This window comes from Lysinibacillus zambalensis (assembly GCF_040183165.1).
Classification (GTDB): domain Bacteria; phylum Bacillota; class Bacilli; order Bacillales_A; family Planococcaceae; genus Lysinibacillus; species Lysinibacillus zambalensis.
This window is the reverse complement of record NZ_JBEGDG010000017.1, coordinates 81,340-101,561: the sequence shown is the minus strand read 5'-3', so window position 1 is coordinate 101,561 and position 20,222 is coordinate 81,340. Positions and strand designations below refer to the sequence as shown.

Annotated in this window: 21 protein-coding genes; all 21 read right to left on the bottom strand. The window is 39.1% G+C overall.

Translation table 11 applies throughout. From position 1 onward, the window contains the following. Window positions 1–92: 92 nt before the first annotated feature. On the bottom strand, window positions 93–1,379 hold the full coding sequence (gene aroA, locus ABNX05_RS19340) for a 3-phosphoshikimate 1-carboxyvinyltransferase (protein WP_349661197.1): 1,287 nt from the start codon (window positions 1,377–1,379) through the stop codon (window positions 93–95). Between the two features lie 92 nt (window positions 1,380–1,471). Next, complete coding sequence (locus ABNX05_RS19335; protein WP_349661196.1) at window positions 1,472–2,572, bottom strand: prephenate dehydrogenase; 1,101 nt, start codon at window positions 2,570–2,572, stop codon at window positions 1,472–1,474. Continuing rightward, on the bottom strand, window positions 2,569–3,669 hold the full coding sequence (hisC, locus tag ABNX05_RS19330) for a histidinol-phosphate transaminase (protein ID WP_349661195.1): 1,101 nt from the start codon (window positions 3,667–3,669) through the stop codon (window positions 2,569–2,571). Before hisC ends, ABNX05_RS19335 begins: the two co-directional genes overlap by 4 nt. A gap of 18 nt (window positions 3,670–3,687) precedes the next feature. Beyond that, entirely contained in the window at window positions 3,688–4,056 is a 369-nt protein-coding gene (aroH, locus tag ABNX05_RS19325; protein WP_349661194.1) for a chorismate mutase, read from the bottom strand. Next, window positions 4,053–5,144, bottom strand: coding sequence for a 3-dehydroquinate synthase (aroB, locus tag ABNX05_RS19320; protein ID WP_349661193.1), 1,092 nt, complete (start codon window positions 5,142–5,144; stop codon window positions 4,053–4,055). Before aroB ends, aroH begins: the two co-directional genes overlap by 4 nt. 3 nt (window positions 5,145–5,147) lie before the next feature. Then, a complete protein-coding gene (gene aroC / locus ABNX05_RS19315) occupies window positions 5,148–6,329 on the bottom strand; it encodes a chorismate synthase (RefSeq protein WP_349661192.1) in 1,182 nt (393 codons plus the stop codon). Between the two features lie 360 nt (window positions 6,330–6,689). Further along, window positions 6,690–7,460, bottom strand: a complete 771-nt coding sequence (locus tag ABNX05_RS19310; protein WP_349661191.1) for a CheR family methyltransferase — start codon at window positions 7,458–7,460, stop codon at window positions 6,690–6,692. An 84-nt stretch (window positions 7,461–7,544) separates the two neighbouring features. Further along, complete coding sequence (locus ABNX05_RS19305) at window positions 7,545–7,775, bottom strand: hypothetical protein (protein ID WP_386827872.1); 231 nt, start codon at window positions 7,773–7,775, stop codon at window positions 7,545–7,547. 226 nt (window positions 7,776–8,001) lie between these two features. Continuing rightward, on the bottom strand, window positions 8,002–9,627 hold the full coding sequence (locus ABNX05_RS19300) for a long-chain fatty acid--CoA ligase (protein WP_349661189.1): 1,626 nt from the start codon (window positions 9,625–9,627) through the stop codon (window positions 8,002–8,004). Between the two features lie 206 nt (window positions 9,628–9,833). After that, entirely contained in the window at window positions 9,834–10,595 is a 762-nt protein-coding gene (locus ABNX05_RS19295) for a 3-hydroxyacyl-CoA dehydrogenase (protein ID WP_349661188.1), read from the bottom strand. Between the two features lie 15 nt (window positions 10,596–10,610). Continuing rightward, window positions 10,611–11,759: a thiolase family protein gene (locus ABNX05_RS19290; protein WP_349661187.1), complete on the bottom strand. Its 1,149-nt coding sequence runs from the start codon at window positions 11,757–11,759 to the stop codon at window positions 10,611–10,613. 353 nt (window positions 11,760–12,112) lie between these two features. Then, window positions 12,113–12,529, bottom strand: a complete 417-nt coding sequence (gene ndk, locus ABNX05_RS19285) for a nucleoside-diphosphate kinase (RefSeq protein ID WP_053482577.1) — start codon at window positions 12,527–12,529, stop codon at window positions 12,113–12,115. A gap of 86 nt (window positions 12,530–12,615) precedes the next feature. After that, the gene (hepT, locus tag ABNX05_RS19280; protein WP_349661186.1) at window positions 12,616–13,590 is read right to left on the bottom strand and encodes a heptaprenyl diphosphate synthase component II; all 975 of its coding nucleotides are present in this window, start codon (window positions 13,588–13,590) and stop codon (window positions 12,616–12,618) included. A 19-nt stretch (window positions 13,591–13,609) separates the two neighbouring features. After that, window positions 13,610–14,314, bottom strand: a complete 705-nt coding sequence (locus ABNX05_RS19275; RefSeq protein WP_349661185.1) for a demethylmenaquinone methyltransferase — start codon at window positions 14,312–14,314, stop codon at window positions 13,610–13,612. Between the two features lie 15 nt (window positions 14,315–14,329). Next, window positions 14,330–15,097 (bottom strand): heptaprenyl diphosphate synthase component 1, encoded by a 768-nt coding sequence (locus ABNX05_RS19270; RefSeq protein ID WP_349661184.1) that lies wholly within the window; start codon window positions 15,095–15,097, stop codon window positions 14,330–14,332. A 483-nt stretch (window positions 15,098–15,580) separates the two neighbouring features. After that, window positions 15,581–15,799: a trp RNA-binding attenuation protein MtrB gene (gene mtrB, locus ABNX05_RS19265; RefSeq protein ID WP_197141420.1), complete on the bottom strand. Its 219-nt coding sequence runs from the start codon at window positions 15,797–15,799 to the stop codon at window positions 15,581–15,583. Between the two features lie 63 nt (window positions 15,800–15,862). Then, a complete protein-coding gene (gene folE / locus ABNX05_RS19260) occupies window positions 15,863–16,432 on the bottom strand; it encodes a GTP cyclohydrolase I FolE (protein ID WP_079559906.1) in 570 nt (189 codons plus the stop codon). A gap of 560 nt (window positions 16,433–16,992) precedes the next feature. Beyond that, window positions 16,993–17,265, bottom strand: coding sequence for an HU family DNA-binding protein (locus ABNX05_RS19255; RefSeq protein ID WP_004232618.1), 273 nt, complete (start codon window positions 17,263–17,265; stop codon window positions 16,993–16,995). 199 nt (window positions 17,266–17,464) lie between these two features. Beyond that, window positions 17,465–18,943, bottom strand: a complete 1,479-nt coding sequence (gene spoIVA / locus ABNX05_RS19250; RefSeq protein WP_349661183.1) for a stage IV sporulation protein A — start codon at window positions 18,941–18,943, stop codon at window positions 17,465–17,467. A gap of 91 nt (window positions 18,944–19,034) precedes the next feature. After that, entirely contained in the window at window positions 19,035–19,814 is a 780-nt protein-coding gene (locus ABNX05_RS19245) for a YphF family lipoprotein (protein ID WP_349661182.1), read from the bottom strand. A gap of 21 nt (window positions 19,815–19,835) precedes the next feature. Next, window positions 19,836–20,048, bottom strand: coding sequence for a DUF2768 domain-containing protein (locus tag ABNX05_RS19240; protein WP_079559903.1), 213 nt, complete (start codon window positions 20,046–20,048; stop codon window positions 19,836–19,838). Window positions 20,049–20,222 lie beyond the last annotated feature (174 nt).

Genomic DNA, 20,222 nt, shown 5'->3' with positions numbered 1-20,222 from the left:
TTTGGTACATCCACTGAAAAGAAACCTCAACCGCAATCATCTCACCACAGTCAGAGGTAGGAGTCTTCTGCTGAATAAAGATAGACTTTACTTTACTTTACTTCCTCTATGTGCTCGAAAAACGATGGATAAGAAACTGCAATACATTCTGCATCATCTAAAGTTACAGAACCATCTGTTATTAGTGCAGCAACAGCGCCCATCATGCCTATACGATGATCACCGTAAGTTTTTAAGCGAGCACCACGTAATGGAGTTGGTCCTTCAATAATCATTCCATCCTCAGTCGCTTCAATTGAAGCACCTAGTTTTTTCAATTCATCCACTACAGCCGTTATCCGATCTGTTTCCTTCACTTTCAACTCCTCGGCATCTTTAATAATCGTTTTGCCGTTCGCCTGCGTTGCTAATAAAGCTAGAATCGGGATTTCATCGATAAGACGAGGAATAATATCTCCTTCAATTGTAGTTCCTGTTAATGCTGACGTTTCTATTGTAATTGTTGCTGTCGGCTCTGATTGGCTATCTTCATTCGGCATAACTGTTATCGAAGCGCCCATATTATGAAGCACTTCGATGATACCATCTCGTGTTGGATTAATTCCGACATTTTGTAGCGTTATTTTACTACCTTCACAAATAGCTCCTGCTACTAAGAAAAAGGCCGCTGATGAAATATCACCTGGTACAGAAACATGCGTCCCTGTTAAATTTTGCCCTCCTTGTAATGCAATAACACCATCCACCTCGTCAACCTGTGCACCAAATTGACGTAGCATTCTCTCAGTATGATCTCGAGATACTTCCGTTTCTCGCACAATTGTAGTACCTTCAGCACGTAAACCGGCAAGTAAAATAGCTGACTTCACCTGAGCACTCGCAACAGGCATGTTGTAATCAATAGCTTGTAATGTTGTACCTTGAATAGCTAATGGTGTATATTGTCCATTTGTCCTTCCAGTAATGTGTGCACCCATTTGACGCAACGGATCAATAACACGGCGCATCGGTCTTTTTCCAATGGATGCATCCCCTGTCATTACTGAATGTACATTAGACCCTGCTAGAATCCCTAACATCAAACGTGTCGTCGTACCAGAGTTTCCTGTGTATAGTACTTCTGTGGGCTCTTGCCACCCCTCTATACCTGGACTGTCGATAGATACATTTGTTCCTTCCACGTCAATCTTCACACCAAGCTTTCGGAAGCAATCAATTGTACTCAAACAATCCTCCCCTAATAAAAAGCCGTCAACTGTCGTTTTACCCGTTGCAATCGCTCCAAACATAATGGAACGGTGAGAAACAGATTTATCACCTGGAATCATTAAAGTCCCTTGTAAGGAAGGTTTATCATATTGTAATACTTTTTCACTCATCGTTTTCTTCCCCCCAATATGAAGATAGAAAGCGCCGTAATTTCGACGCTTTCTTTAAAAAATGCATTTCTTATTAAGCTTTTCTAGTCTGCCTATGAAATATATGTTTCATATTTAGCACGCTTTTGTATACACGCTGCTGCTCGTTCACGGTCACTTTCGCTTTGTAAGCTAATAACAAGGATTCCGAACACGTCCTCCCGTGACTCTACGATACGTAAATTCGTAATACTAATCGCTTCATCTGCAAGTAAGCCTGTCACCTCAGAAATAACACCCGGATAGTCAGGAACATCAACATATAAGTCAAATGATGTAAACATTGCTCCAGCACTAATCGGTAATTCATCTCTTAGCTCTTTGGCAACTGCAAAGTATTTTTCAATGTCCTCCGAGCTACCATTTAAAAGGAGCTCCTTAACACGACTCATTTCCTTTTCCCAGCCATCTAGCTGTGCAATAAGCTCATCTCGATTTTGCAATGTAATATCTCGCCATAAAATCGGATTGGATGACGCAATACGCGTTACATCACGGAAGCCCCCTGCAGCAAGTGAACGCGTCATCGGATACTCACCATTTTCTTCGCCCAACTGGTGCACAAGAGAAGCAGCAACGACATGTGGGAAGTGACTAACTACAGCTGTCATATGATCATGCTCACGAGCAGATACACTTACAACCTTTGCGTGTGTAAACTTTAATAAGCTTTCAAGCTGTGCCATATGGACAATTTCTTCACCGGCAAGCGGTGTTAGCATATAATACGCATTTTCAAAAAGGTGAGCCTTTGCAGCTAAAACACCGCTTTTATGTGAGCCTGCCATTGGATGTCCTCCAATAAAGGTAATGCCTAACTCACGTAGTTCCCCAGCCTTTTGCATAATTCTCTTTTTAGTACTACCTGTATCTGTTACGATTACTTTATTTTTCAACGGCCATGTTTTTAATTGTTCCATCCATTCAAGTGTTGCGTTAACGGGAGTTCCAAAAATGATAACATCTACTTCGTCCGCCACTGCTTTTGGATCTGTCACAATATCATGCACAATATTTAACGTTTTCGCATGTTCACGTGTTTTCTCATCCATATCATAGCCAATAATTTTTGTCTCGGGTGCCTTTTGTAACGCTAGGGCAATTGAGCCTCCAATGAGGCCTAGCCCAATAACGAGCACTTTACGGGTCGTCATGCAAAAACTCCTTGCTCTTTTAGGACGTTTTCAAGGTGACCTAGCAACGCTTCATTTTGAGCCTCTGTTCCGATTGTCACGCGGATAAACCCAGGTAATCCTAACGCATTTCCACTACGGATGATAAAGCCTCGTTTCATTAGCTCATTGAAAACAACATCGCTATCGGCATTCGTATTAAAGAAAATAAAGTTCGTATCAGACGGGAAGTATTGCAAATTATGCTTTTCACAAAATTCAACATATTGTTTTTTACCTTTTTCATTTACTTCTCGGCAAGCCTTTATAAAATCTTGATCACTTAAAGCGATTGTCGCAACCGCTTGGCTTAGAATTGTATTATTAAATGGCGATCTTACGGGATCTAGTTTAGCAATCACGTCTGGTTGCCCAATTGCATAACCAACTCGGAAAGAAGCAAGACCATATGCTTTTGAGAATGTACGCAACAATAGTACATTTGGAAACTCGTCAATAATAGGTAGAGTATCTTTGTGACCAGGATGTGTTACGTATTCGATGTAAGCTTCATCTAATACTACTAGCACATCACTTGGTACTTTAGCTAAAAATGCTCGTAATTCAACATCTGGTATCACAACACCTGTTGGATTATTTGGACTACAAATCCAAACGACCGATGTGTTTTCATCAATTGCCGCTATCATTGCTGCTAGGTCATGTGTACCTTCGATACAAGGGATTTTACGTACCTCCGCGCCTTCTATTGCAGCATTGTGCCAGTATTGAGAGAAGGATGGGTCTGCCATCACTGTGTTTACACCTGGATACAACAATGCACGAGTAATAATCGCAATGATATCGTCAGAGCCGTTACCAAAAAGAAGCTGTGTTTCTTTGACACCTAGATAATTTGCAACAGCTGTACGTAAATTTTGCGCATAGCCGTCTGGATAGATAGCATGATTTACTGAATTATTTTGTAAATAAGCAGTTACCTTAGGTGAGCACCCAAATGGGTTTTCGTTAGATGCTAATTTTACGACTTCTTGTAAGCCATATTCTCGTTGTACTTCTTCAATTGGTTTTCCAGGCTTATATGCTTGCATACCGTCCAGTTGTTGTTTCCATTTCATCTTAAACATCTCCTCTAATTATTTAGCTTGGGCTAAATCTGGTCTTAATTTCACTGCATCATTGAGATACAAGTGTTTTACATCTTTTTGTGCCACTTCAACATTCGCATGTATTAATACACGAATACAAAGTGGCAATGCATTCGGCACGTCCATTTCATGCGTACACATGACAGGTACATATTGCCATCCGTCCATTAACCGTACAGCACGTGCAGGAAATGCTGACGTAATATCAGGTGTTGTGGAAATTAGTATGGAAGCAATATCATCTACTTCCACATTATTTGCTGTTACTACTTCACGCACTAATCTTGCTGTCTCATCCCATACAAGCTCTTGCCTGTCAGATTCTATTGTAATTGCTCCTCTAAGTCCACGAATCATACAAGCACCTCCGCTAATAGCTGTCGGAATTCGGTGTCTACTTCTCTGCATTCTGCTAAATCAATTGGTTGTACGAAAGGTTTACCAATTTCATCCAATAATACAAATTGTAAAATACCATACTCCGCTTTCTTATCTTTCATTAAATATTCTGTTAACTGATCAAAAGTATACATTTTCACCGAGTCAAATGGATAGCCATTCTTCACTGCAAAATGCAAAAATGCGGTAGTGAAGTTACGGTCTAATTTTCCATATCTTTCACTTAATAATAAACAATACACGAGTCCAATCATTACAGCCTCGCCATGCGCTACTTTTCCATAACCAGCTGCCGCTTCAATGGCATGACCATAAGTATGACCTAAGTTTAAAAATTTCCGTACGGATTGCTCGGTTTCGTCCTCTGCTACTATTTGCGCTTTTACTGCAATTCCTTTTCTAAGCTGCTTTGCTAATTCTTCTGTGCTGAAATGAATAACTGTCTCTACAGCCATTAATTCCTCTAACCACGCTGCATTCGAAATCATTGCATGCTTGATCACTTCTGCTGTTCCTGAACGTACTTCACGCTCAGGTAAGCTGTCGATAAATATAGTATCGTAAATGACTCCCTCAGGTTGATAAAACGCACCAATCATATTCTTACCTAGTGGATGGTTAATAGCTGTCTTACCGCCTACCGCTGAGTCATGTGCTAAAATCGTTGTTGGAATTTGAATAAACGGCACCCCACGCATATATGTGGCAGCAACAAAGCCAGTTAAATCACCTACAGCACCCCCACCAAATGCAAAAACAAATGATTTACGTGAGCATTTTTGTTCAAGTAAAAACGTTTGTGCCGCAAAGTATTGTTCGAAGGTTTTACATGCCTCACCACCTGGTAAGACAAAGACCTCAAAATGATAAGGGAAATTAGCCTTGAAATAATCTCCTTGCGCTGCCCACACATTAGCATCTGTAAAAACAATGAGTTTATCGGCTTTTTGAAGCTGATCATCGAATTCTTTTACTGCTTCTGCCAAAAAATTATGACCAATGACAACCTCATATTGATGTGATTTCGTCGCTACTGGTACTCGCATAAATTAGAACCCCTTTGTAGATCGACGTTGTTCGTCGATTTGAGCTTTTAGTTGAGGTAATTGATCGCTATGGAATTGTTCTACAATCGCATTCGCTATTTCCCAGGCAATAACGTGCTCAGCAACAACTGATGCTGCTGGTACCGCACAGCTATCAGAGCGTTCTACACTAGCTTTAAATGGCTCTTTCGTTTCAATATCAACACTTTGTAACGGTTTATATAATGTAGGAATTGGCTTCATTACACCACGTACAACAATTGGCATTCCAGTAGACATTCCACCTTCTAAGCCGCCAAGTCGATTCGTTGCACGTGTATAACCTTCTTCCTCTGACCAAATAATTTCATCATGGACTTCAGAGCCTTTACGGCGTGCCATTTCAAATCCTATTCCAAATTCAACACCTTTAAATGCATTGATAGATAACATGGCAGCTGCTAATTTCGAATCTAGCTTTCTGTCATAATGAACATAAGAACCGACACCGGCTGGCATTCCTTCTACAATGACTTCAACAACACCACCAATTGAGTCTCCTGCTTTTTTCGCTTCATCGATTGCTGCCACCATTTTTGCGGAAGCCTCTGGGTCAACGCAATAGCAAGGATCAGCTTCAACAATGGCACGAATTTCATCTGCTGATTTCCCTTCTACTAAGGAAGTGTCTGCTTTAATACCTATGATTTCTGTTACATGTGCCACAATGGAAATACCTAATTCATTCAAAAGCGCTTTTGCAACAGAACCTACAGCTACACGAACTGTTGTCTCACGCGCTGAAGAACGCTCTAACACATTACGTAAATCACGGTGTCCGTATTTCATGCCTCCTACTAAATCTGCATGTCCTGGACGAGGACGTGAAATTTGACGTTTAATATCTTCAGGATTCACATCTTCTGCTAATGGTTCTGCTCCCATAATTTTTGTCCAGTGCTTCCAGTCATCATTCGTGACTACTAGCGCTACGGGAGAACCAAGTGTTTGCCCATGACGAACACCAGCAACGATATCTACGGTATCCGTTTCGATTTGCATACGGCGACCTCGCCCATGTCCTCCTTGGCGACGCTTTAAATCGTGGTTAATTTTTTCTGCTGTAATTGGTAAGAGCGATGGTAAACCTTCAATAATTGTTGTTAATTGGGGGCCATGTGACTCTCCCGCTGTTAAGTAACGCATAAACACTTTCTCCCTTCAACTCGCTAAAGTATGTATTTTTCACTATAACATATATTCTCTAAAAAAAACAGTCCTTTTGCAAATGTCTTTCAAGACTCGTTTCAATTGTTTGTAAATTCCGAATTACCCAGCAACTTCACCCATTGTTAAATTAGAATATTCTGAACGATGTACATAGAAAAAATCTCCACTAATTTTTAATTTTCACCAACCATGCTTTTATGATAACTAATAAAAAAATACGCTTTTTGCTTATGGCAAAGCGAAAAGCGTACGATTCATCTATGTCTAAAGCTTTTTAAAAATATGTACATGCTATTTATACTACCTTCTGTACGAATGCTTTTCTCATATTATTAACTAGGTCCTTCTATAGAAGAATGTATCCTCGACTTCAAACTCATAACGAGATGGGTTAAAAATTTGCTCAGTAGATCCAACAAATAAAACCCCATCCTTGCGCAATGCTTTACTAAAATTCGTATAAATCTGATCCTTCGCTTCTTCAGTAAAATAAATCATCACATTACGGCAAACAATTAAATCATAATTAGAATCGTAATTGTCATTTAGTAGATTATGCTTCTTAAACGTCACACAACGTTTAATTTCATCCTTGACCCTATAAAAGGAACCTTCTTGCTCGAAACATTTAGCTTTAATATCACTCGGCACTTCTGCTAATGAGCGCTCTGGATACACACCTAATTTCGCCTTTTGAATGACATTCTCATCTAAATCAGTAGCAATAATTTGAATTTGAGATAATGGCATTAGCTGAGATAATACCATAACTAAAGAATAAGGTTCTTCACCTGTTGAACAAGCAGCACTCCAAATTTTTAAACGCTTATTAGATTGCAGTAATTTCGGAAATATTTTTTCCTGTAACACTTCCCAACGCTTCCCATTGCGATAAAATTCGGAAACATTGATCGTCATGCGATCTAAAAACTCATTCATTAAATCACGATCTTGTTCAAGTGCCTTTAGAAAGTCCACAAAATTACGATATCCTTTTTTCTCATACAGAGATGTTAATCGTCTTTTCATTTGCGCTTCTTTATATAGCGCTAAATCTATTCCTGTTTTGCGCTTTATACCTTCTATAAACTGTTCATAATCAGACATCCGGTCTTCTTCCCCTCTAGCGTCGTATTTCCATTATAGCGGAAAAGTGCCATTCCTGAAATACTCTTTCACATGTAATCCAAGTTACTTAGTTGAGTTTTGTTTTTCCTCTAATAATAACACTTTGGATTGCTCTAATTCTAGACGTAATTTTTCTGTTTCCATCGTATATGTTTCTAATCGAAGCTTCTCTAACTCCGTTTCTTTCTCAATAGCCTTTAATCTAATTTTTTCCTTTCTTGTATGAGCATCAGTAAAAATCCCTGCTAAACAAATAACTACTCCACCAATAATAGCAACTATTGCAATTGACAATACGTCCACATCCTCTCATTAATAATGATTATACGGTAAAATTGAAAAAATAGTTTCACTTTTCTTTTCATTCTTTCACTATTTTAGAAAAAATATTCCATTAGTTGTATCATGTTCTTGGATAACGCATTGTCGAAAGGGATATTATCCCACGCTATGGAGATGTTCCTATATTTTAAATAAAAAAATGAAGGTAGTTAGTCACCACCTTCAAAATTTTTGCCTCTTAAACCTCTACACGATAACCTTTTAAATCTTCTCGCAATTTTACCTTCATGAACTTTCCTACAGAAGTTTTAGGTATCTCATTTAAAAATACAACATCATCAGGAATCCATGTTTTATGGAATTGCGATTGTAAAGCTTCTAATAGCTCTGATTTCGAAATGGAATCTTTAAATTCAGGCTTCGATACAACACACGCTAGAGGTCGTTCTATCCATTTTTCGTGAGGAATAGCTATAACAGCTGCCTCCAACACTTTAGGATGTGACATCAAGGCATTTTCAAGGTCTACCGAAGAAATCCATTCTCCACCACTTTTTATTAAATCTTTCGTACGATCTGTAATTTTAATATAACCATCTACTGTCACTACAGCAATATCACCAGTGTAGAGCCAGCCATCTTTAAAGGCTTCATTTGTTCGTTCATCGTTATAATACTCAGCAGCAATCCATGGACCCCTAATTGTCAATTCACCCATTGTTTTGCCGTCCCAAGGTACTTCACCTTTTTCATTGACTACACGTGTTTCAATGAGTGGCACTGTTATTCCCTGCGTAGTACGAACATCCATTTTTTCATCCAACGAATAATCTTGCATATGCGTTAAATACGTCGATATACTAACAAGTGGCGATGTCTCGGTCATACCGTAGCCCGTCATATAAGGAATTTTAAGCTCCTCTTCAAAACCACGAACTAGACCGTTCGGCGACGCTGAACCACCACAAACAATCAACCGTATTGAAGACAAATCACGAGGATTTTTACGTTGCTCCTGTAATAGCCCAAGCCAAATTGTAGGTACTCCTGCAGTCAGCGTTACCTTATATCTTTCAAATAAATCAAGTAATAGCTGTGGTGTAAACATTGGCCCCGGGAGCACCTGTGTAGCACCAAATAATACACCCGCAAACGGAAATCCCCACGCATTCGCATGGAACATTGGTACGACAGGTAATACAACGTCTGTCTCGCTAATAGCTATACTATCAGAAAGTCCTGCTGCCATAGTATGGAGGACAATACTACGATGAGTATACACAACACCCTTTGGCATTCCTGTAGTTGCGCTTGTATAACACATACCAGCAGGTGTATTTTCATCTAAATCATTTGGGAATTTAAAGTCTTCATTCGCCTCATCGACTAATGCCTCATAAGACAGAGCATTTGGTAGCGGGATATTTTCTAGCACAATATCATCTCCCATTACGATAAAGTGCTTGACTGTTTTAAGCTGAGAGACAATTGGTGCAATAAGTGGAACTAAGTTATCATCAATTAGTAATATTTCATCTTCTGCGTGATTAATAACATAAGCAATATGCTCAGGCGCTAATCGAATATTAATCATATGCAATACGGCTCCTGCGCATGGCACTGCAAAATATGCTTCTAAATGACGGTGGTGATTCCAAGCGAAGGTTCCTACCTTCATCCCTCTCTCCATTCCCAGCTTTGTAAGGGCATCTGCTAGTTTACGAGTTCGTTTTACATATTCTTTATAAGTAAACTCGTGAATTGTTGTAGGGCTTGTCCGCGAATATATTTTTTTCGAATGGAAAAATCGTTCTGCTCGATCCAAAAAACTTGTTAATAATAAAGGTGTATCCATCATATGCATAACAACGCTCCCCTTTGTTTATATAATTTTCGAATCGTCCAAGGCTTCTGCCGCTACCAATAATTACAGTCGAAATAAGCTAATTCTTCGCCTCACTATCCGTAGACAAGCATTTTTTCACGAAAGCTACTAACAGGAAAATGGTTTTAGCCTTCGTCATTCTTTCTGGCTAATTTAGCAAGAATCAACCACCTTTATAATCCCTCTTACCTTGGCTGCAAACGAATCGCGCCGTCCAAGCGGATGACTTCACCATTTAACAAACCATTTTGGATAATACCTTCGACCAGCAACGCATATTCTGTTGGTTTTCCAAGTCGTTTAGGGAAAGGCGTCATTTGAGCAAGTGCTGTTCTTGCTGGCTCTGGCAGCGACGCAAACATTGGTGTTTCTATTAATCCTGGAGCAATCGTCATGACACGTACACCGATTTCAGCAAGCTCTCGAGCAATCGGCAACGTCATCGCTGCCACACCACCCTTTGAGGCACTATATGCTGCTTGTCCTATTTGCCCATCAAACGCCGCCACAGATGCAGTATTAATAATAACGCCGCGCTGACCATCCTCGTTTTGCTCATTCAGTTGCATCTTCTCGGCTGCTAGACGAATCACATTAAACGTACCAATTAAATTCACAGAAATCACCTTTTCAAATAAACCTAGTGCATGCACACCACGCTTTGAAAGTACTTTACTTGCATCAGCAATTCCAGCACAATTCACTGTGACATTAATGGAGCCCAATGTTGCTACTGCTTGCTCAAGCCCTGCCGCTACATCAGCTTCTTTTGTCACATCAACGCGTGCATATTGGACATTCTCCCCTAACTCCTCTACTAGTGCATGTCCTCGCTCGTCATTAAGATCAAAAATAACTGCTTTGCCACCCTTAGCAACAATTCTACGAACAGTCGCCTCTCCTAAACCAGATGCTCCCCCTGTTACAACCGCTTTTACTTCATTCATCAAACACAACCCCTTTTACATTTTTTCAATGATAGTAGCGTTCGCCATTCCCATACCTTCACAAATTGCAAGTAAGCCATACTGTAAATTTTCTCGTTCCATTCTGTATAGCATCGTTGTTAACAGTTTTGTGCCCGTCGCTCCTAGTGGATGCCCTAAAGCAATTGCTCCACCATCTGGATTTAACTTATTTGGATCTGCTCCAATTTCACGCAACCAAACAAGTGGTACTGGCGCAAAAGCTTCATTTACTTCATACGTGTCAATTTCCTCGATCGTAAGACCTGAACGTTCTAGCGCTTGTCTAGTTGCCTCAATTGGACCAGTTAGCATTAACGTCGGATCTGAGCCAACTACAACTCTTGTAACAATTTTTGCAAGCGGTCGGATGCCAAGCTCTTCCGCCTTTTCTAAAGACATAATAACTACAGCTGAGGCACCATCACTCATTTGACTTGCATTACCGGCTGTTATCACACCATCTTCTTGGAAAACGGTTTTTAATCCATTTAATTTATCAACTGTCGTTTCTGCCCGTGGTCCCTCATCAACAGAAAATGTTTTCACCGTGCCGTCTTCTTCTGTAACTTGGACAGGCAGTATTTCCTTTTTAAAATGGCCTGCCTCAATTGCACCTAATGCTCGTCTATGACTATTGTAAGCAAAGTTATTGAGCTGCTCCTTCGACAAGTTCCATTTTTCCGCTATTTTTTCGGCTGATAACCCTTGATGAATAATTGTATAATTGTCTTGTAATCGTTTACCTGCGTGGGCACCCTTCATGTTAGAACCCATTGACACCCTCGTCATACTTTCAACTCCACCAGCGATAACAATGTCCATATCGCCTGCTAATATAGCCTGTGCAGCGAAATGAACAGCCTGCTGACTTGAACCACATTGACGATCAATTGTCACACCTGGTACACTCTCCGGAAAACCTGCCATTAATAGGGCCGTACGGGCTATATTTGCTCCCTGTTCAGCAGTTTGCGTCACACAGCCAAAAATAACATCTTCCACCTGACCCTTATTGATCCCCGCTCGTTGTACCACTTCTTGCAGTACATCAGCCGCTAAGTCATCTGCACGAACATTACTTAATGCCCCTTTACTTCTGCCAACTGCTGTACGAACTGCTGATACAATTACCACTTCTCTCATAAAAAAACCCCTTTGCGCTGTCAATTCTCTCATTTCATAGCATCCAATGTATTTAGATGCTATGAAATATATTCTTGATTATTAAGCTATTCAAAAACTATAATTATCAGAATATTACATCTTTTATTTTACATGACTAATAAGTATTTAACAATTCTATATGTATTTAGAAAATTTCCACACTGATTTTATAGGTCTATTTTTTTCTATTTATTAAGTAACCGCACTCCATTTTCAGAGCAATAAAAAAAGCAATCTCAAATTGAATTGAGATTGCTTAATCTATTTGCAAATTCAACTATGCCTTAGCATAATTGTCATCTCACTAAGTCGGAGATAAACGCTGAAAGAAATTAAACTAAATCTTCACCGAAGAATAAGCCGATTTCACGCTCAGCAGAAGCAAGTGAATCAGAACCGTGAATGATGTTGTGAGAAACAGTTGTTGCATAGTCACCACGGATTGTACCTGGGTTAGATTCTTCAGGTTTAGTTGCTCCCATCATTGTACGAGCAAGCTTAATTACGTTTTCGCCTTCCCATACCATAGCGAAAACAGGACCAGAAGTGATGAAATCAACTAATTCACCAAAGAATGGACGCTCAGCATGCTCAGCGTAGTGCTTTTCTGCTAATTCTGTAGGAATTACCATTAATTTAGCACCTTTCAATACAAAACCGCGACGTTCAAAACGATCTACGATATCTCCTACTACTTGACGTTCTACGCCATCAGGCTTAACCATTAAAAAAGTTTGTTCGATTGCCATGTTTAAAACACTCCTTAAATTCGTATAACAGGTTTTACACCTACCGATAAATATTAACAAAAAATCGGGCTTTGTACAACAAAAAGCTAGAATTTACGCTTACCCATAAATAAAGCGACATCACGTAGTTTTTTCTTGACGGGATGTTTTGGTAATGCATCTATTTCCTGTAATGCCTTTTTCAAATATTTATCACTCATTTTATTAGCTTGCTCAATCGCGTCGGATTTACGCACATAGCGTAACATATTTTGACGTTCTACCTCTGTCAAAGTACCTGCAAATACTTTTGCCAAATAAGGTTGCATTCCAGGATCATCTTTTAACAGTAGAATCGGTAATGTAATATTCCCCTGCAATAAATCACTACCGGCTGGCTTCCCTAATTCTTTATCTGTTGCCATTATGTCTAAAACATCATCGATAATTTGGAAGCTCATGCCTACAAAATAGCCGAAACGTTTCAAATGTCTCACTGTTTTGGGATCGACACCTGCTGCTACTGCACCAAGTTCACAACTAGAAGAAATTAGTAATGCCGTCTTGCGTTTGATTCGTCTAAAATAATCCTTTAAGCCTTGATCTAATCTAAATTTATCTTCGATTTGAATGACTTCACCGTTACAAATTTCCACCATCGTACGTGCTAAAATTTGATGAACTAATGGGTCTTCAAGCTTTGTAATATATTCAAGTGCACGCGCAAAAATAAAATCGCCCGTGTACATTGCAACTCTATTATTCCATTGTGATTTGACAGTCGGGCGTCCTCTTCGCATATTGGAATCATCAATTACATCATCATGCACAAGTGATGCCATATGAATAAGCTCTACTGGCACGGCTACATCCTTCATCTTTTCGATATTATAGTCGCCAAATTTCGCGCCAAGCAACACAAAAATTGGTCGTATCCGTTTACCACCAGCTTGCAATAAATGGAGAGAAGCATCATTGATCAAACCTGAAGAAGAGTTCACTGCTCTTTCTAATTCTTTTTCAATGATTTCGATATCTGATTTCAAATCGGAATAGAGTAGTTTTAACTTCATCTTTTCCACTTGTGAAAACCTTCCCCCATTAACGTACCTTTTTAAAGCCCATATGCATTGCCGCAGCACCGCCACTGTATGCTTTGTACGTTACTTTTTCTAAACCTGCCTGCTCAAACATTGCCGCTAACTTCTTCATACCTGGGAAATCATTTGCTGATTCCTGTAACCAAGAATATTCTTTATAGCTTTTCGCAAATATTTTACCAAATACCGGCATTATATATTTAAAATAAAAACGGAATAATTGTCGATAGCCGGGAATTTCAGATTGAGATGTTTCTAAACAAACAACCATTCCTCCAGGTTTTACAACACGATTCATTTCCTTTAAAACTTGTAAATAATCTGGTACATTGCGAAGCCCAAAACCAATTGTTACATAATCAAATGTATCGTCTGGGAAAGGTAATTCCATAGCATTTCCATGTATTAGTTCAATTTGTGGGTATGGCTTTACTTTTTGCTCACCAGCCTTCAGCATGTTTTTACTGAAGTCTACCCCTTTTACTTCTCCGCTTTCACCAACTGCCTCAGCTAATGCAATTGTCCAATCTGCCGTACCACAGCAAACATCCAGTGCTTTCGCTCCAGGTTTTACTGCCATACGCTTCATCGTATCATTGCGCCAGCCAACATGCATCTGGAAGCTAATAACACCATTCATTTTGTCATAGCTTTGCGAAATACTTTCAAATACTTCGTGCACGTGCTCTTCTTTCGTTTTAGCCATTTCGAAAAACCTCTCTTATCCATTAGTAGAAGCAATGGATGCCTCTACATGTGCTTGTAGAGCTAGTTTTACATCACCTTGTAAAAATGATGCCTCTTCTATCACCTGTAACAGCTCTGTTTTTAATTGCACAATTTTATCCTGTATAACGTTGCCATAGGTCACTCCAGCATATCTCGCACTTTCTTCAAGAACCCTACTCATTACCGTTACTTGTCCACGTTGATAAGTCGCCCATTCTCTTTCTAAACGCAAGGTTAATAAGCTCTTTTCCACAATTGGAATATAGTTACCAAACGAATAGAGCTCAAAAAATTTTGAGATTAATCCCGATTCAATGTTAGTTATTGAGGCATACCATTGTTCGAGTGTTCGTTTTTCTGCCTCATATACTTTAATTTGGTGTTCACAACGTTGCACAATTCCTTGCGACAAATTTCTAATCAATGCGACATTTCCCGACTTCGCTAAAATCTCATAATAACGACCACTATAAAAGTCCCCAGCTAAAACGGTTAGCTGCTGCTCTTTTGATGTGGCATTTAATTCTTTAATATGATCGTGCGCCGCTAAAGCTGCGTACACAATCCCAACCGTGATTGCAGCTTCTCTTTCCTCTTGTTGCCACTCTTCACCATTCAAAAAGGGAACTAACAAGTAAAATAATTGATTTTCATCGAGCACAGGCACTCCTGTGTATTTTTGCAAAGTTCTATGACGAACATCCATGAAAATCTCTGTTTTTAATTGTGCAATTGAATTTTGAATGTATGTTGCATTCATAGACCTTACTCCATTTCACTTTCAAATACGTTAGCCACTTCATGGATCTAACGCTTGCTTACTGAGTCATTATAGCACACGCGACGATTCGGAATAAAAATTTTTTGCTTTATTCAACATGACAGGCAGTAGAGTTTCCCCAATCAAACATACCTCGGCATAATCGATTCCGGAATCGGCTTTGTGCTTAGTCCTGCACGAGGTCGATCATTTCAGTAATACCACAGGTCAGTTAGCCCTTATCACATGAATACGATGATCTTAGGGCTAACAACCTTTATTGAACTCCATTCCGATTCCATGACATCCGAAAGCTTTAACGTTTCTGTACCCGTCGTTGCACTGATGCTTACGCTACATAAAGACAATTGCTGAAATAAGTTAAAAACAGTTTTACACATTTAGTCGATTTATATGTGCATCACTAATTTGCCATCAACACAAATCCATTTTTAAAGCACTTCTGCCTGTCATTGTTCTTCATTACTTTTTCGTTTCGCTATTTATAACACCATGAGCTGTATGAATCTGTGCTTTCCCACGTATTTTCACGGCAGATGTATGTTCAGTAAATTGAGCAATCATAACTTCGCCTGCATCTAATTTTTCAGAATGATGGAACTTTGTATCTGTACCTCGAGTTAAACCGATTACATGCACGCCATCTTCCTCTGCTTGAATAACAATATAATCTTGTGACATTGTCTTTACACTCCTTAAATCCGACAAATTCTTAGTCCATCATAACATAATTAGACATGCATATTAAGACATTTGAATAAATGATAAAACTTCTCTACGTTTTACTTCATCTTCTTCGTAAATACCACGTGCAACCGATGTCACAGTTTTAGATCCAGGCTTCTTAAGCCCTCGCATCGTCATGCACATATGCTCTGCCTCAATCACTACATAAACACCTTTCGGAGAGAGCATTTCCATAATTGTCTCTGCCACTGAAGAGGTAATACGTTCTTGTAATTGCGGACGACGAGCAATAGTTTCTACTGCGCGTCCTAATTTACTTAGTCCAGCAACAATGCCATCGTTTGGTATGTATGCGACATGCGCTTTTCCGTAAAAAGGCACAAGATGATGCTCACACATCGAATAAAACGGAATGTCCTTTACAAGTACTAATTCCTCATGGTCTTCATGAAACACTGTTTTAAAATAATCTTTTGCGTCTTCATGTAAGCCACTAAACATTTCTGCATACATTTTTGCTACACGTTTTGGTGTATCGAGTAAACCTTCACGATTTACATCTTCGCCTACCGCCTCTAATATCATTTTTACTGCTTCTTCTATTTTCAATAAATCAACATTCGACATCCGTAAAAACCCTCCTGCGTATCAATACATTACACATTTCCTTATGCATCGTAGCATATCCAAAAGGTAAGCGCAAAATGACTTACTTGATTCAAAAGAAATTCAACACGATATAAGCAAAATCGCCACTTCACACTTACTAATTAGTAGTATATTTTGTAAATTTTTGCTCATCACAATGACGTCAGGTTGACCATTTCGACAAGACGCTTCTTTCTAGAGAAGTCGTGCTGACAGTTTTTTCTGCGAAAGGTCATGACAAATATGATGATTTTAGCATTCGTCCCCCAACTCGCTTGCGTCCCAGTGACAGTGATCCTCTAAGGAGATGCCCTATCTCCAGCCCAACCTACTAAGTATATCTACAAGTTTCAAAAAATAAATCTCGACTTTCATCGATAGACCTACATTGTGCATAGGAAATCTATTTTGCTTACACTGACGTTTATGTGATCTTTCTATGTACAGTTATCTATGCAACACTCGCTGAAATAAGTTAAAAAGAGCAGCCTCCATGTTCGTATACATGAAGACTGCTCTATGTAACTACTAGACGTGTATTATTTTACAGCATCTTTAAGCGCTTTACCTGGTTTGAAAGCAGGTACTTTGCTAGCAGCGATTTCGATTTCTTTACCAGTTTGTGGGTTACGACCTTTACGAGCCGCACGTTCACGTACTTCAAAGTTACCAAAACCAATTAATTGTACTTTGTCACCCTTTGCAAGAGCATCTTGAATTGTATCAAATACAGCTTCAACTGCTTTAGAAGCGTCTTTTTTAGAAAGACCTGCAGCTTCAGCAACAGAGTTTACTAATTCTGTTTTATTCACACCATTCACCTCCTCTCAAAGGGTCATGAACCAATTCTGTAAAAAGATTAACACATAGAAAACCGCTACGCAACTGTATTCATTCATGATTATAACCAAAAAATTAGTTTTTCACCCAAAAAACAAAAATAACAGGACTTTTCGCATAAGAACGAAAAGCCCTGTAGTATTTTTTTGCGCTTTATTTTTCTTTTTATCACTACAAAATAAATGTAACTAATCCTCTATCGCCTTCGTTCACCATACGTTCAATTGTTTGTCGCATCCGTTTTTTAGCTGTATTTGGAACTGCATCCATTTTATAGCGTATTCCTTCTTTTAACACTTCATGAAGCGGAGTTCCAAAAAGTTGCGTGTTCCATAAAGCATCACGATCATGTAAATAAGCATGATTTAAGTCCTTAAGTAATTGTTGACTATGGAATTCTGAGCCTATTAGTGGCGCGAATTCTGATTCCATATCTACACGAATAATATGATATGATGGCGCTTTTGCCTTCATACGCACACCATAAAAATTATTTTGTTTAATGAGTTCTGGTGCTGTTGGTTCAAACTCCTGCATCATTGGCAATGTGACACCATAACCAGTCGAATCTGCTTGACTAATAGCAGTTTTAAAGCGTTTTTGTGCCTCTTTTGCTTCTGCCGCCTCTTTAATAAAGAGTAGCCAATCACGCTTCGTCTCAATTGGTTCATCTAGCCATTCATTACAAACCGACTTATATAGCTCGCCTTGTAATGATACTCGAATGACCGCAGTTCCAATACCAGCATCCACATGTACCACTTCACTTTGATCAATAAAATCAATGGCTTTAAAAGCATCTGACGCCTGCTGCACATCTCTAATTTTCATAATAGATGACAACACTTCTTCCATCGAATCAATTAATGCAACATTTAATGGATGTGTTGCATCTAAAACATCTAACCAATCTGGCTTTTCCACCTCAATTGTTCGAATTGGAAATTCAAATAATGCTTCTTGCAAAATATACTGAATATCAGATGCGCGCATTTGATCAATCGAAATGGCAATTACCGGAACATTATAGCGCTCAAATAGCTCATTTCGAAGCTGCACCGTTTCCTCCCGAGCTGGCATTTGGCAATTTAATACAATAACAAAAGGTTTTCCAATATCCATTAATTGCTCTACAATTTCCTCTTCAGCCTTCTCCGCCGCACGACGACTTATACCATTGACCGTGCCATCTGTTGTTACAACAATTCCAATATTGGCATGGTCACGAATTACTTTATCCGTGCCTATTTTCGCCGCTTCCTGGAAAGGGATAGGCTCTGTATGCCAAGGTGTATGCACAAATTTCGGACCATTTTCATCCTCATAGCCCTTTGTACCGTCAATGACATAACCAACGCAATCTGCTAAACGAATTTGGAAGGTCATTTCATCTTCACCGACAGCAATACGTGTTGCTTGGGCAGGCACAAACTTCGGCTCAGCAGTCATTATGACTGGCCCCGGCGAGCTTTGTGGCAACTCGTCTTGTGCACGCATTCTTTCTGTTTCATCCACAATATTTGGTAACACGACCGATTCCATAACCTTTTTTACAAATGTTGATTTACCTACACGTACTGGACCGACAACACCAATATAAACATCGCCATTTGTGCGCTCTGCAATTTCTCTAAATACTGCTTCACTCAAGGTTTCTGCCTCCTTTATCTACGCTTTTTCACTATATGCGATCGGTTAGATAAATATGAAAAGCCCCTCACAAATGTAAGGAGCTTATTGACTAATCTTTTTTATTTTTGGATTCATACTCTTGAATTAATTTTTCTCTAGCTTTTTTTGCGTCACTATTATAGGCGTCCATAAAATAAATCGGCTCACCTTTTTCATCTACTGTATATGGTAATGAATAAGCTGGCACTACTGGATATTTATCGATAAGTAGCTGACGAATATCATCTCCAGGTTTTACGTCATGCTTTTCTTCTTTTAGTAGTTGCCCTAAATCTACTGAATAGTCGACATGCATTTCGCCATCGCCTGTCATAAATATTGGTAATTCAGCACCAGAATAAGGGCTCTTCACAGTTACATCTGTTTTATACCCCAATTTTTCAAAGTTAATTTGAAATACATTATCAGAAGATACACCCTTTATCGGTAAATATTCGCTTGAAAGTTTACGAATATTAATTTCACGAATTCGCTCTGCGGCATTTAAATCTACCAATTTTACTTTAGCTTCATTTTCAGGTTCCCAAATAATATACTGGAAAACCCCACCCTTTTCATAGGCGTTCCCAGGAATTTGCGCAAGATATTTAGGCATTAGTTTTTCAAAATCAATTAAATATTTTATATATATATCTGTATCTTGCTCGCTATTTTTAATTGGAACTAGTCCACCAGTTGCTTCACGATATTCATCAACCGCACGCTGAACCGCAGCTAAATTATCAGCATCCGGCACTACTTTTGCCCTTTTTTCGTCTTCTGGATATGCACAACCTACTAGAAGTACAGCGGTTACAATTACCAAAAGAAAAGCACTTAGTTTTTTCATGTCACTTCCACCTCATCATTTTTATGCTGGCCATGTGGCTACAATTAGAACCATTAAAAATGTGCCAAGTCCAAACAGTATGTATGCAATTAAATTTACGATTGTACGTAAAAAAACGTTCGAAATCTTATTACGACCGAGATAAATTAAACCAATAGATATAATCAAAAAGCCAATACAATAAAACGATACCCACATTACATCAAGCGCAGGTAAATGTGCTAACGGACCCATTTAAAACAACCACCTTTCTACAACGTCACGAAACAATCAAAATATATTATACTATGTGCTTTCGCTAAAAAGAAATAGTTGTCCAATAACTATCAATTAATTATGCCACGGCATAATTGCGTCCGAAATTGGCTTTGGGCCAACATGATGTTGGTCACTCAGTCATTGCCACAG